This window comes from Sphingorhabdus rigui (genome assembly GCF_014196595.1).
Classification (GTDB): domain Bacteria; phylum Pseudomonadota; class Alphaproteobacteria; order Sphingomonadales; family Sphingomonadaceae; genus Sphingorhabdus_B; species Sphingorhabdus_B rigui.
Genome location: NZ_JACIEA010000002.1, coordinates 284,954 through 298,364 on the forward strand (window position 1 = coordinate 284,954; position 13,411 = coordinate 298,364).

Consider the following 13,411-nt stretch of genomic DNA (forward strand, 5'->3'; position numbering starts at 1 on the left):
CTCGGCAGGGCCAATCCACCATTCAACACCATGAAACGATCAAACGATAGACTATCCAATATCGGCGCTTGCAACACGGCAAGCTCGCCACCTAATATCAACCCAATGGATAAGGCCAACGCTTAGCTCATTTATGCAACCGTCGGTGCCAAATATACTGGCGACGTACATGAGGGATTTAATGGGCTAAGAATGTTTCAGGCGCGAGGGCAATCTGCGGCAGAAACACCAAAGGATTATAGGGAGAATGCAGGCTGATGCTCACTAAAGGCGACGAATATCCGATCCACCAGACAGCTGAGCCCATCGCATATTCCGGGACAGATCGGAACTTTTACGATCGGTATTTTTTTAATGGCTATCAGGCAGATGGCAGCGATTTTTTCGCTATCGCCTTTGGCGTTTATCCGCACCTGAACGTTGCCGATGCCCATTTTTCCTGCATCCGGGGCGATGTCCAATATTGTGTTCATGCCTCCCGCTTATTGGATATGGAACGGATGGATCTCACCGTCGGGCCGATCACCATTGAGATACTCGAACCACTTAAGTCGCTGCGCGTTGTCGTCGACAACCATGAAGGAATATCCGCCAATCTGACCTTTGTTGGCCGCGCATTCCCGGTTGAAGAGCCGCGCTTCACCCGAAGGATCGGGCCGCGGACCTTTATGGATTATACCCGCATGACGCAAAACGGGCATTGGCAGGGCTGGATTGAGGTAGATGGCATTCGGCGGGATATCGACGGTGCTGTTGGTACGCGTGACCGCAGTTGGGGGATCCGCCCCATTGGCGCCAGCGACCCGCAGCCCACCGTCCCGCAAACTATCCCCCAATTCTACTGGCTGTGGAGCCCCGTGAATTTTCACGATGGTGCACTCTATTTTCATGTGAATGATGATGCGCAGGGCCAACACTGGAATATCCGGGCGGTATGGTGCCCGGACGGCGCATCTGCGCATGAAATGTTGGAAAGCGACGCCTGCGAAATGGCGGTCACGCTTAAGCCCGGCTGGCGTCACGCGGAACAGGCGGTCCTGAAAGCAGAATTCGCAGATGGGCGAAATGTCACGGCCGTCTTTGAACCGGGTACAGCGTTTCTGATGCGCGGCATCGGCTACGGCCACCCGGAATGGCCACATGGTGGTTGGAAGGGTGTATTAACTGTAGAGCGCGAAGATATTGATCTGACGACCGTTGAGGCAGGCCGCGCCGATCATCTCCACATACAGGCCGTGTCTCGCGTTACCATGACGCTCGGCAGTGACAGTCGGACAGGTACAGGCATTCTGGAACAGTTAATCCTTGGCGCTTATGAACCGCTGGGCCTGAAGAGCATTTTCAATGATTGATGCAATCCCCAGTCTGGCCGATATGACCCCCGCTTGGTTGACGGCGCAGCTGCATAAAAATGGCTATGATGCCAAGGTCATGTCGGTTGAATCGCACGCCATAGGCACCGGACAGGTCGGCGCGACGTACCGCCTTAAGCTGATATATGATGGCCCTGCGAACGGCGCGCCTCCCACGCTTGTTGCAAAATTGCCATCTAATGATCCAGTCAGCAAAGCTGCCGGTAGATCCTATATGACATATATGCGTGAAAGCCGTTTTTATGCGCTTTTTGCGGGTAAGAAACCGATGGCGATACCCAACCATCTCTTTATCGCGTTTGATGACGACAGCCACGATTTTGCGTTGCTGATGCACGATCTTCCATCACACGCACCGGGCAACCAATTGTTGGTTCCAACAAGGGCAGAAGCCGAACTGGCAATGGATGCGGCGGCTGGCATTCACGCGGCCTGGTGGGGCGATCCATCGCTCGACACGCTTGACTGGCTCAGCGGCACGAAAGCTGTTCCGCCCCAGATGGACAGCGAAGCGCTGTATGCGATGCTTTGGCCTGCATTTTGTAACAGATATAGCGACCGGATCACCAAAGAGATGGAAATCGTCGGTGAGCGTTATTTGGGCAATATCCAACGATGGTTAGACTCACGTTCCGGTCCACGCTGTCTCACGCACAATGATTTTCGTCCAGATAACATGCTGTACTGCGCCGACGACGAGGACAAGCCTATCGTTATCGTCGACTGGCAGACGGTTGGTGTGGGCGAAGGTGCAAGCGACATAGCCTATTACCTTGGCACATCGATGGACCCGGCGACCCGTAAAGCAGAAGAGCGCGGTCTTCTGGCGCGTTATAGAACGCAATTAGACCGGCACAATATACCCTTCGCAGACCTTGCCCACCAGTGGGATGCCTATCGGCTTGCGTCTTTTTCGGGAATGCTCATGGGCGTAACGGCGTCAATGGTCGTGGAACAGACCGACCGGGGCGACGCAATGTTTCTGGCTATGTCAGAGCGGTCGGCTTTGATGGCAATCGACCATGCCGAGATTGCCCTTGATTTCTAGCCCCGCATGCAAGCGTGCTCGGAAACTGAATGACAGAATTCACGTGACGGCCGCGCGGAAAGCCCGCGATCTCAGCCGCAGGAACGCTGCGACCGAATTACTGCCCTGAGGGGATCAGCGTGATTTCGGTTTGGCGTCCATCGATAAAACGCACAGTCTTGCCATCAAAAAAAGCATTTTCTTCGCTGCGGAAATCCACGCGTTGCCCGCCCCATTCGGGAACGGCAGCATAGGTTGTAAGCTCGATGGACCATGCTGTGTTGGCGTTTATCACCCCGCTTCCACGCGGGTCGGCGTTTTGGTTATCCCAAAAGCCAATGGACGGCCCGGCACCATGACCATGCAAGCCAATCGGGTGCGTATAAATCGACGGATCAAGGCCTGCCGCGACGGCTTCTGCCCGCGCCAATGCCAAAGCCGCATTCCCGCTGCGTCCGACTGCAAACTGGCGCCTTAGGATATCCTGCACCCGGTTGCTGTTCACCAGCCCCTGCCTGAGGCCAGCAGGCGCATCGCGCTCGCCGGGTTTGAGGACATAGGCAAGATGCTGCGTATCGGTGTTTAGCCGCAGATAATTGATGCCGAAATCTGTCCATAGCAGGTCGCCCGGCTGAATGACTTCGGCGCCTTCCAACATGCCTTTTACCCCTGCCCGCTGGATTGCCACCGAAGGATGGAACCATGGCTCAAGACCAAGCTGAAGCAGCCGGTCACGATACCACCATTGCACCTGCTCCGCCGTTGTCACCCCCGGGGTGATTACGGCACGCGAAAACGCTTCAGCAATGACCGCATGGGCAGTGCGCAGGACGCTGGGGTAAATTTCCATCTCGGCGGGCGTGCGCGTCTCAAGCCAGCGGATCGCGAGTGCTTCGCCGCTGACGATCCGCGACCGCAACGCAGCGGGTAACGCGCCCGTGAATTTTTCATATTGGCTGAGCGTCATGCCGTCGGCGAATTGATACAGGTCCGACGTGTTGATCGCAATTTTGGCCGGATCGCGCGCGGCGATTAAGTCTGCGGCCGCTTGCCACTGATCAGGCTGCTTATTTGGGTCCCAAGCCGGCGCAAACAGACCGCCCAGTCCATAGCGGCTAACCGTCAGACGCTCGACGGGCTTTCCATGACCCGGATCGTGGAAAATCAAGATTGTACGGCGCCGTGCATGCATATTCTCTGCATCCAGCATCGACGCGACCACGGGCTCTTCAAAATATTCACGCGCCACCATCAACCACACATCAATGCCCTGTTCGCGCATGATGGCAGGAATGATCGTATCAAGCCGCGCGGCTAAAATGCGGTTTTCGGTCGCGGCCCTTTCACGGGCGTTCAATATAGGCGGAAGCGCGGGTGTCTGCGCCTCAGTCTCGTTCATGACGATAGGCGCGGACATTGCTGCAGTGGCTGGCCCAAACATGGCCGCAAGCAGAGCCAGTCCAGATATCACGCGCTTTGCCATCATGCTTCCCCCAATCATATTCCGCACCCACATTGGCTGGCCGCGATACAAGGATCAAGTCCGACATGTCTTTCGATGTGAAAGCAAGCCATATCAGGAAGCGGTTAGGCATGAAGGAAGCCGGGATATTCCCTTATGAAATGTTCCCCCATGGCATGTTGAAGCTGTATATTGGCGCGATGCACGTCCGCTAAGCGCTTGACGACCGGCGGGTTTTCCCGCCATGCGGATGGTCATGCGTTTCTTCTCTGACAATGCCGCCCCGGTGCACCCCGCTGTCATGCAAGCCATGGCCGATGCCAACCATATCGATACCGCATATGATGGGGACCAATGGAGTGCGCGGCTCGATGCCGCATTCTCCGCTGTGTTCGGCCGCGATGTCGCTGTGCTGTGGGTGGCAACGGGCACAAGTGCCAATTGCCTAGCGCTTGCGTCGCTGGTTCAGCCGCATCAGGGCGTCATTTGCCACCGTGAAGCCCATATTGAGGTTGATGAATGCGGCGCGCCGGGTTTCTACACCGCTGGTGCGAAGCTGATGCTGATCGAAGGCGATGGCGCCAAGGTGACGCCTGAAACGGTTGAGGCCTGTCTGAACGGCATTCGCAACGATGTGCATCAGGTGCAGGCGGCAGCATTGTCGATCACCAACGCAAGCGAATATGGCATGGTCTACAGCCCTGCCGAAGTCGCGGCCCTTGGTGCATTGTGCCATAATCGCGGCCTTGGCTTGCATATGGATGGTGCACGCTTTGCCAATGCAATAGCGACCTTGGGCTGTGCACCAGCCGATGTGACAGTCAACGCCGGCGTTGACGTGTTGAGTTTCGGCTTCGTCAAAAATGGCGGCATGGGAGCAGAAGCGTTGGTCTATTTCGATCCGGCATTGGCCGACGCTGCCCGCTATCGGCGCAAGCGCGCTGGACATTTGCAGTCCAAGGGCCGCTTCCTTGCAGCGCAATTGTTGGCGATGCTCGAAAATGATCTGTGGCTGACCAATGCGCGTTCCGCCAACGCAGCGGCGCAGATCATTGCGGGCGCAGCAGCCGAACGATTGCTTCATCCGGTCCAAGCCAATGAGATCTTCTTGCGCTTGGCGCCCGCTGAAGCGGCAGCGTTGCGGGCGCAAGGTTTTGACTTTTACGACTGGGGCGTGGTTGACGAAAACTGGGGCGCGGCACGGCTCGTCACCAGTTGGCAACATACCGAGACTGATGTCACCCCGCTGGCGCACGCGATAGCCGCATTATGAGCACGACCGGGGGGGAACCCATCACAGAGCCCGGATTTCTGGCGCCGCGGGTATGGATACCCTTTATGGTGACGTCGCTCATCTGGGGATCTACTTGGCTCGTCATCCGCGATCAATTGGGCACAGTGCCGCAGACCTGGTCTGTGGCCTATCGCATGATTGTGGCCGCCATCGCTATGTTTATCCTAGCCATCGTGATGCGCCAGCCGCTGAAGATAGATCGGCCAATGGTTGGTTGGACAATCCTGCTTGGCGTGATGCAATTCGGGATGAACTACAATTTTGTCTATGCCGCTGAACATTATATCACGTCGGGATTGGTCGCAGTGGTCTTCGCGCTGTTGATTGTGCCCAATGCGTTGCTCGCCAAATATTGGCTTGGACGGTCAATCAGCGGAGCGTTCATATTAGGCTCAGCGATTGCCTGCGTTGGGGTCGGGTTGTTGATGCTACAGGAATACCGTGCTGCCCCTATGGGCGGGACCGATGCACTGCTTGGGCTATTGCTGGTGATATGCGCCGTCGCTACGGCATCGGTCTCCAATGTGCTTCAGGTGACGCCAAAGGTTGCGCGATACCCAACGATCACGATATTGGCATGGTCAATGTTCTGGGCCAGCTTGGCCAATGCGGCTTTTGCGTTCGTCATAGATGGTCCGCCAGTCATCGACATGCGTCCCGGATATATTGGCGGTGTGCTGTATCTGAGCATCATCGGTTCGGTCGTAACCTTCCCGCTTTATTTTCGCCTCATCCGTGACATTGGCCCCGGCAAGGCTGCTTACACGGGCGTGGTCATTCCGGTCCTTGCGATGATCCTGTCGACGATATTCGAAGGCTATGTCTGGTCGACATTGGCGCTGGCAGGTGGCGCACTGGTGATGGTGGGCCTCGTCGTCGCAATGCAGACGAGAAAGGCTTAGTGACCTGGCGGCGGTTAGGTGAATGCCTTGCCCTCACCCGTCAAACAGCCGGCCCCGCAAGCCGGCAGCCCAATTCTACATTACTGCGCGCAGCCAGTAATGTGCTGACACCTTGCCGGTAATCCGCATATTTCGGCGTCCATCCCAGCAGCCGTTTCGCCTTCATATTTGAAACACGCCGGTTTTCGGCATAGAATCCGCGGGCCATAGGCGACAGCCCTGCCCCGTCCAAAGTCATCAGTGGCGGCCAATCCTGCCCCAAAAGATCGCACGCATATTCGATGACATCATTTTGCGACGCTGGAACGTCGTCTGCAATATTATACACGCTAGCGGGCCCGTCGAATGCGGCCATGACCGCGCTAACAATGTCATCAACATGCACACGGCTAAAGATTTGCGCGGGCATATCGATACGGTGCGCCTTGCCATCTTCGACGCGTTCCAACGCAGATCGACCCGGGCCGTAAATACCGGGCAAGCGAAAGACAGCCACGTCCTGGCGCAAGGCCTGCCACGCAAGGTCAGCATCGGCGCGCGCGGTTCGGCGCCCTTCACCAATAGCCGCGCTCTCGTCGACCCACGCGCCGCCCGTGTCGCCATATACACCCGTTGAGGACAAATAGCCGAGCCAAGCGACGCCACTACGTGCAATCCTGTCACCATATTTCAAAAGCACGGGGTCGCCGCCCTCACCGTTGGGTGGGACGCTCGACAAGATGTGCGTGGCGTTTTCGATTGCGGCACAGACGGCCGCTTCATCGTCAAAGGCAATCGCGTCGCCGCCGCTCATCCGCCGCGTTCCGGTGACGTGCCAACCGCTTTCACGAAGGCTGTCGGCGAGACGCGAGGCGGTGTACCCCATTCCAAATATGAGCATGTGACGGTGCATCGGCATGGGTTCGCAATCTAATGGCTTGCCGTCAAGCGCCGCAGTTGCAATTAAGCGCATCGGGAGGAACCACGCCACGTGACCGTCGACGTTATCAAGTCAAAATTACTGGGTGACATTGCGCACGGATTCCTTGGCCGCGTTGGCGGTGTTTCCACCGGTATTTATGCAGGGCTGAACTGCAGCCTTGGTTCGGACGATGTGCGCGACAATGTCATCGAAAACCGGCGGCGTGCGGTTGCTGCCGTGATGCCCGGCGCGGCACTTGCGCGCGTGTACCAAATCCATTCGCCTGACGTGGTCACCGTCACTGGCCCCATTGACCAAGACGACCCGCCCAAGGCCGATGCGCTGGTGACGGACAGGCCGAATATCCTGCTTGCGGTGCAGACCGCGGATTGCGTGCCGGTGTTATTTGCAGACAGGCAAGCCGGTGTCGTTGGTGCAGCGCATTCGGGATGGAAAGGCGCATTCACAGGCGTCAATGAAAACACGATATTGGCGATGGAAGCACTGGGTGCACAGCGCGAGCGGATAGCCTGCGCGATCGGCCCATGCATCGCACAAAAAAGCTATGAGGTTGATTCAGGTTTCTTTGAACGTTTTGCCGATGCCAACCCCGAAAATGCGCGATTTTTCCGCGATGGCAAAGCGGGTCATTATCAATTTGATATCGAAGGCTATGTTGCGGCGCGACTTGCCGCCGCCGGCATCACAACGGTCGAATGCATCGGGCAAGATACCTACAGCCAGCCAGACCGCTTTTTCAGCTATAGGCGCAGCTGCCACCGCAGTGAACCGGGCTATGGCGGACAAATGTCGTTGATTGGACTGCGGAGCAATGATGGTGGCTGAACCGGGCATAACAGGGCAACGGTTTAAATCGATAATTGGCGGTTCCGCAGGGAATCTGGTCGAATGGTATGACTGGTTCGCCTACGCGACATTCAGCATTTATTTCGCGCCGTTGTTTTTTCCTGAAGGCGATTTGACAGCCCAGTTGCTCAACACAGCGGCAATCTTTGCGGCTGGTTTTCTGATGCGTCCAATCGGTGCCTGGGTGATGGGTATCTATGGCGACAAGCATGGCCGAAAGGCCGGGCTTACCTTGTCCGTTTTATTAATGGCGGGCGGTTCACTCGCCATTGCCTTTGCGCCGACTTATGCGCAGGCTGGGGTTGTTGCGCCGACCATCTTGGTCATCGCACGGATGGTCCAAGGGCTGTCGGTTGGCGGGGAATATGGGTCAAGTGCAACCTATTTGTCGGAAATGGCCCCGGCGGCGCGGCGCGGCTTTTGGTCGAGTTTCCAATATGCAACGCTCAGCGGCGGGCAGTTGCTTGCCATTTTGGTCGCCCTGATCTTGCAGGCGCTATTGAGCGAGGCGCAAATGGGCGATTGGGGCTGGCGCATACCGTTCGTGATTGGGTCAATGCTGGCCTTGTGCGTCTATCTTTTGCGCCGGACGATGTCTGAAACAAAATCGTTCACCAATATTGACCAGAAACGCGAACATTCATCGCTGAAATTGCTTTGGCGGGACCACAAACGATCCTGCATATTGGTTGCGGTGATGTCGGGTGGCGGCGGCCTCGCCTCTTATGCTTTCACCACCTATATGTTAAAATATCTGATCAACACCGCGGGTTTCGAAAAGCAAACCGCGACCTTGATTATCGCCGGTGTGTTGATTTGGTCCTTCTGTCTGCAGCCCATTGCAGGGATGCTGGCCGACCGCTTTGGACGCAAGCCGCTGCTGCTCATCGCTGGCGCAGGGGTCGCGTTGGCCGCTGTGCCAATCTATACGCTGGTTGGCCAAGCCACATCGCCCATCGTCGCGTTGGCGCTCATCCTGATCCCGATTACACTGCACGGCGGATATACCGCCAACAATGCCATGGTAAAAGCTGAGCTGTTTCCAGCCCATATCCGCGCGCTGGGCGTTGCGTTTCCTTATGCAGTCGGGAACACCATATTTGCCGGGACGCTGGAATATGTCGCTTTGTGGTTCAAAAGTTCGGGCAACGAAACCGGGTTTTTCTGGTATGTTGCGATCTGCGTCGGTGCGACGGTCATTGCCTATCTGATGCTTCCTGAAACGCGCGACACGAGCTTAATCGAGGAAGACTAAGCCAAGCTGCTATCCCACTTCGAACAGGCCTTCGCTCAGGCTTTAGGATCACGCCAATCCAATATGGGCCAACCGTTGGAGGCAGCAAGGCGCGCAAGCGGTCCGTGCGGATTGGTGGCGAAGGGTTCATCGGCATAGCTGAGCAACGGGGCATCGGACACATGGTCCGAATAGGCACGGATATGGCAATTTTCGCGTGACAGACCATGGGCTTCCATCCAGCCTTTAACACGTTCAAGTTTCGCCGCGTCGTAACAATTATGCCCGTCAATGCGGGCCAGAACATGGCCGGTGCTGTCCGTGGCAAGGTCCGTCGCGATGACATCATCAAAACCAAGCCGCTTTGCGATCGCGTCGACATATAGCCGGTACGACGCCGTTGCCATGACATGACGATAGCCCGCTGCCTTTTCCTCAGCCACACGGGAAACCAACTGCGGATAGACATTTTTGCCCACCACAATGTCGGCATGGCTTTCCAGATATTTGGCAAATCGCGCCGTGGGAACGCGGTGGCCGATAAGCAATGTCTGCGAAAACTGCTTTAACCGGGCCCGGTCCCACAGCTTCAGCGCATATAATGCCAGCCCAATCGGCAATAACGGCGCAAGGAACAATCGCCACGGTGACTTGTTAAACGCCATATGCAGGAGGAACCCATTATAGGTGGCGCGTCGCGTGATGGTCTTGTCCATATCATATATGGCAAGCAGCGTTGGTTTGGCATCAGTCATCGGTCTGCTACAGGCATAATAAAATGGAAGAAGTCTAGAGGCTTGTGATACTTCCCTTTATACGCCAGTTATATGGCTATGGCTAACGCTGCAGAGTTCTTGCAAGAAGACCTGACCGATGGCGGGCAAATCCTCCGCTTATCGGGCAGCTTCACCATAGCTTTGATCGGCGATGTCGACGGCCGCTTGCGCGATTTGTCCGCCGATATGCGCAAAATCGATCTCAGCGCAGTTGAACATATGGATACGGTTGGCGCGTGGCTTGTTCACCGCACCGCAAAAGAATCTGGCGCAGAAATCGTTGGTGCAGATAAAGACGCCAGTCGCCTGCTTCAGGCTGTCAGTGGCGCGGATCAGACCGATATACCGCCGCGACCACATCCACCATCGTTTGAGCGGTTCCTGGCCGAAGTGGGCCATGGTGTCATCATCAGCTTTACAACGCTTTTGCAATTTCTGGGCTTTGTTGGTCAGGTTGTGAAGGCGTCGTTCATACTTGCGATGAACCCCGGCCGCTTCCGCTGGCATGCGGTGGTCCAGCATTTTGACATGGTCGGTGTGCGTGCTTTGGGCATCATTGGCCTGATGAGCTTTCTGATCGGTATCGTCATCGCGCAACAAGGCGCGGTCCAGTTACGACAATTTGGTGCCGAGGTGTTCACCATCAACCTGATTGGACGGCTAACCTTTCGCGAATTGGGAATTTTAATGACAGCGATCATGGTCGCCGGTCGGTCGGGCTCGGCCTTTGCTGCGCAAATCGGCACCATGAAGATCACCGAAGAAATTGATGCGATGCGCACCATAGGTGTCGTGCCAGCCGAAGCCTTGGTTGTTCCGCGGGTAATTGCAGCCGTCATGATGATGCCCTTATTAGGCGTTTACGCATCGTTGATGGCCATTATCGGCGGCGGCATTTTGTGCTGGGTCGTTCTCGAAATTCCACCCACGACATTTGTGCAGCGGCTACGCGAAGTTACCCCAATGACCGATTTCTGGATTGGCGTGATTAAAGCTCCGGTGTTCGGTGCAATCATCGCCATGGCAGGCTGCTTCCAAGGGATGCAGGTGCATGGCAATGCTGAGCAGGTCGGGCTGAAAACCACTGCTGCGGTGGTGCAGGCCATATTCCTCGTTATTGTTCTCGATGCATTTTTCGCCATATTCTTTAGCGAAATTGGCTGGAATTAAGCCATGGACCAGCCCAGCATCATTTCCGTGCAAGGCCTTTGCAACAGCTTTGGCGAGCAAATCATTCACCAAGATTTGAATCTCGAGGTGCGCCGCGGCGAGATTTTGGGTGTTGTGGGTGGGTCGGGCACGGGCAAGTCGGTGTTGATGCGGTCCATCATTGGGCTTCAGGAGCCAGTCGCTGGCAAAATCCGCGTTTTCGACGAAGGCATGATCCGCAAGGAAGAGGACGAAGCCACCGACGTGCGGCGGCGGTGGGGTGTGTTGTTTCAAGGCGGCGCGTTGTTTTCAACGTTGACGGTGGCTGAAAATGTGCAGGTCCCGCTGCGTGAATTCTATCCCGATTTCAGCAAAGCGTTGCTCGACGAAATCGCACATTATAAAATCTATCTCAGCGGGCTTCCTGCCGATGCCGCCCATAAATTTCCATCCGAGCTTTCCGGCGGCATGCGCAAACGCGCTGGCCTCGCGCGGGCCTTGGCGATCGACCCAGAGCTTCTGTTTTTAGACGAACCAACGGCTGGGCTCGATCCCATAGGCGCCGCCAATTTCGATAATCTGACGCGGGATTTGAAAGAAACCCTTGGCCTAACCGTATTCCTGATTACGCACGATCTCGACACGCTCTACGCAATTTGTGATCGGGTCGCCGTAATCGCGGACAAGAAGGTTATCGCGGTCGGCGCGATTGAGGAGTTGCTGGCCATAGATCACCCATGGATTAACGAATATTTCAGTGGCCCACGCGGGCGGGCAGCCCGCCGCGGTCATGACAAACGCAACAACCCGCAGCCAGGAAGGTCATAGGACAGTACGATGGAGACCAAATCCAACTATGTGATGGTGGGCGCTATCACCCTTCTACTTATGGCCTTACTTGCTGCATTCACCTTTTGGCTGTCACGCGCTGGCGAAGGCGACAAGAAAGAATATGATATATTCTTTCAGCAGTCGGTTAATGGACTTGCCAAGGGCTCAGGCGTCTCCTTTTCGGGTGTTCCTGTCGGCGAAATCCAAAGCATTGAATTGTGGGAACCCGATCCAGAATTTGTCCGCGTTCGCATCGCCATCAAGGATAGCGTACCCGTGCTTCAGGGCACCACCGCAACGATCAACGGCGTCGGCTTTACAGGCGTTTCTGAAATTCAACTGGATGGCGCGGTCAAGGGCGCACCTGCTTTGGTATGTCCAGAAGCCAATCCGAAATCGGCATGTCCCACCGGCGTTCCCGTCATCCCCACAAAGCCAGGGGCCTTGGGGGAATTGTTGAACAATGCGCCGTTATTGTTGGAGCGGCTCTCAGCGTTGACCGAGCGTTTGACGAACATTCTATCTGACAAGAACCAGCAGTCCATTGAACAGATATTGGACAATGTCGAAAATCTGTCGGGCACGCTGGCTACACAAGGCCCGGATTTGCGCGCCGCGATTCAGGAATCGCGCATCGCGTTGCAAAAGGCAGGCCTTGCCGCAGATGAAATCACCAAAATGGCGGGCACCACCAACAAGCTGCTTGATAGCGATGGCCGCCCCATGTTGGCTGAACTGCGTAAAACGCTTCGCTCCGCCAATGGCAGTCTGGCTGCGCTGGAAACGACGTTGAACAATGCCAATCCGGCAATTGAAACGCTAAATACGCAGACATTGCCAGAGGTTACGCAATTGGCGCGCGACCTGCGCGAATTGTCTGTCTCTTTAAAATCCGTCACCGACAAGGTTGATCAGGGTGGTATCGGCAGCGTCGTCAACGCGCCGGCATTGCCCGATTACCAACCTGGCAGCAGGAAACAAAAATGATGTTCAGCAAATTATCCAGCGCACGCCTATTGGCCTTACCCGTCATTCTCAGCCTGGGTGCTTGTGTAAGTTTCGAGACGAAAGCGCCGCCCTCCATGCTCGTGCTGACCGCCGATAACGGCGTGACTGCAGGCGTAGCCCGAACGGCATCGGCGACGGACGCTCTGGTCATACAAACGCCGGAGGTGCCACGCAAACTCGACACGAACCGCGTGCCTGTCCAGATCAACGCCAGCAGCATTGCCTATTTGAAGGATGCGTTTTGGGCCGACAAGCCGGCCCGGCTGATGCAGCAACTATTGTCCGAAACGGTGTCGGCCAAAACCGGTCATCTGGTGCTCAGCGAAGTCGATGCGGGTGGCAAAGCCACACGCTTTATCTCCGGCAGCCTATTGGAATTTGGCGTCGATGCCGCAACCAATGAAGCGGTGGTGGTCTTTGACGCAGTAAAAATCACGCGCGGCAACCCCACCGAAAAACGCAGATTTGAAGCCCGCCGACCTGTTGCTGCTGTTGAAGCTGCGCCTGTTGCGGCAGCGTTAAATGAAGCTGCAAATGACGTGGCGTTGCAGATTGCCGAATGGGCGAACTGAGCGCTTCAGTTTGAC

15 protein-coding genes are annotated in these 13,411 nt (G+C 56.1%); 11 read left to right on the forward strand and 4 right to left on the reverse strand.

The features are described from left to right. Window positions 1–236 precede the first annotated feature (236 nt). The gene (locus tag GGR91_RS11645; RefSeq protein WP_246337129.1) at window positions 237–461 is read right to left on the reverse strand and encodes a hypothetical protein; all 225 of its coding nucleotides are present in this window, start codon (window positions 459–461) and stop codon (window positions 237–239) included. 39 nt (window positions 462–500) lie between these two features. Here GGR91_RS11645 and GGR91_RS08875 point away from each other — a divergent pair, with 39 nt between their 5' ends. After that, complete coding sequence (locus GGR91_RS08875; RefSeq protein WP_246337130.1) at window positions 501–1,352, forward strand: hypothetical protein; 852 nt, start codon at window positions 501–503, stop codon at window positions 1,350–1,352. Then, a complete protein-coding gene (locus GGR91_RS08880; protein WP_183941839.1) occupies window positions 1,345–2,421 on the forward strand; it encodes a phosphotransferase family protein in 1,077 nt (358 codons plus the stop codon). The genes GGR91_RS08875 and GGR91_RS08880 overlap by 8 nt, the downstream gene beginning before the upstream one ends. Window positions 2,422–2,518: 97 nt before the next feature. Here GGR91_RS08880 and GGR91_RS08885 read toward each other — a convergent pair whose 3' ends face one another. Then, the gene (locus GGR91_RS08885; RefSeq protein ID WP_183941840.1) at window positions 2,519–3,886 is read right to left on the reverse strand and encodes a M24 family metallopeptidase; all 1,368 of its coding nucleotides are present in this window, start codon (window positions 3,884–3,886) and stop codon (window positions 2,519–2,521) included. A 62-nt stretch (window positions 3,887–3,948) separates the two neighbouring features. On the opposite strand from GGR91_RS08885, the gene GGR91_RS11700 reads away from it, so the two are divergent. From GGR91_RS11700 to GGR91_RS08895, 3 genes are all read left to right on the forward strand, one after another. After that, on the forward strand, window positions 3,949–4,077 hold the full coding sequence (locus tag GGR91_RS11700; RefSeq protein ID WP_281370198.1) for a hypothetical protein: 129 nt from the start codon (window positions 3,949–3,951) through the stop codon (window positions 4,075–4,077). Between the two features lie 41 nt (window positions 4,078–4,118). Then, window positions 4,119–5,135, forward strand: coding sequence for a threonine aldolase family protein (locus GGR91_RS08890; protein WP_183941841.1), 1,017 nt, complete (start codon window positions 4,119–4,121; stop codon window positions 5,133–5,135). 65 nt (window positions 5,136–5,200) lie between these two features. Next, a complete protein-coding gene (locus tag GGR91_RS08895; protein WP_246337131.1) occupies window positions 5,201–6,058 on the forward strand; it encodes a DMT family transporter in 858 nt (285 codons plus the stop codon). Between the two features lie 40 nt (window positions 6,059–6,098). Here the strand turns inward: GGR91_RS08895 and GGR91_RS08900 are convergent, their stop codons facing one another. Beyond that, complete coding sequence (locus GGR91_RS08900) at window positions 6,099–6,938, reverse strand: SDR family oxidoreductase (protein WP_407698409.1); 840 nt, start codon at window positions 6,936–6,938, stop codon at window positions 6,099–6,101. Window positions 6,939–7,028: 90 nt separating this feature from the next. On the opposite strand from GGR91_RS08900, the gene pgeF reads away from it, so the two are divergent. After that, on the forward strand, window positions 7,029–7,805 hold the full coding sequence (gene pgeF, locus GGR91_RS08905) for a peptidoglycan editing factor PgeF (protein WP_183941843.1): 777 nt from the start codon (window positions 7,029–7,031) through the stop codon (window positions 7,803–7,805). Further along, a complete protein-coding gene (locus GGR91_RS08910; protein WP_183941844.1) occupies window positions 7,792–9,081 on the forward strand; it encodes an MFS transporter in 1,290 nt (429 codons plus the stop codon). Before pgeF ends, GGR91_RS08910 begins: the two co-directional genes overlap by 14 nt. Window positions 9,082–9,116: 35 nt before the next feature. On the opposite strand, the gene GGR91_RS08915 is transcribed toward GGR91_RS08910, so the two are convergent. Continuing rightward, window positions 9,117–9,815: an HAD family hydrolase gene (locus GGR91_RS08915; protein WP_246337132.1), complete on the reverse strand. Its 699-nt coding sequence runs from the start codon at window positions 9,813–9,815 to the stop codon at window positions 9,117–9,119. A 78-nt stretch (window positions 9,816–9,893) separates the two neighbouring features. On the opposite strand from GGR91_RS08915, the gene GGR91_RS08920 reads away from it, so the two are divergent. Genes GGR91_RS08920 through GGR91_RS08935 form a run of 4 tightly spaced genes read left to right on the forward strand, consistent with a single transcriptional unit; the run spans window position 9,894 to window position 13,396 of the window. Beyond that, on the forward strand, window positions 9,894–11,006 hold the full coding sequence (locus tag GGR91_RS08920) for an ABC transporter permease (protein WP_183942058.1): 1,113 nt from the start codon (window positions 9,894–9,896) through the stop codon (window positions 11,004–11,006). 3 nt (window positions 11,007–11,009) lie between these two features. After that, window positions 11,010–11,813: an ABC transporter ATP-binding protein gene (locus tag GGR91_RS08925; protein WP_183941845.1), complete on the forward strand. Its 804-nt coding sequence runs from the start codon at window positions 11,010–11,012 to the stop codon at window positions 11,811–11,813. A 9-nt stretch (window positions 11,814–11,822) separates the two neighbouring features. Beyond that, window positions 11,823–12,803: an MlaD family protein gene (locus GGR91_RS08930; protein ID WP_183941846.1), complete on the forward strand. Its 981-nt coding sequence runs from the start codon at window positions 11,823–11,825 to the stop codon at window positions 12,801–12,803. Further along, on the forward strand, window positions 12,800–13,396 hold the full coding sequence (locus GGR91_RS08935; protein WP_183941847.1) for an ABC-type transport auxiliary lipoprotein family protein: 597 nt from the start codon (window positions 12,800–12,802) through the stop codon (window positions 13,394–13,396). The genes GGR91_RS08930 and GGR91_RS08935 overlap by 4 nt, the downstream gene beginning before the upstream one ends. The last annotated feature ends 15 nt before the right edge of the window (window positions 13,397–13,411 follow it).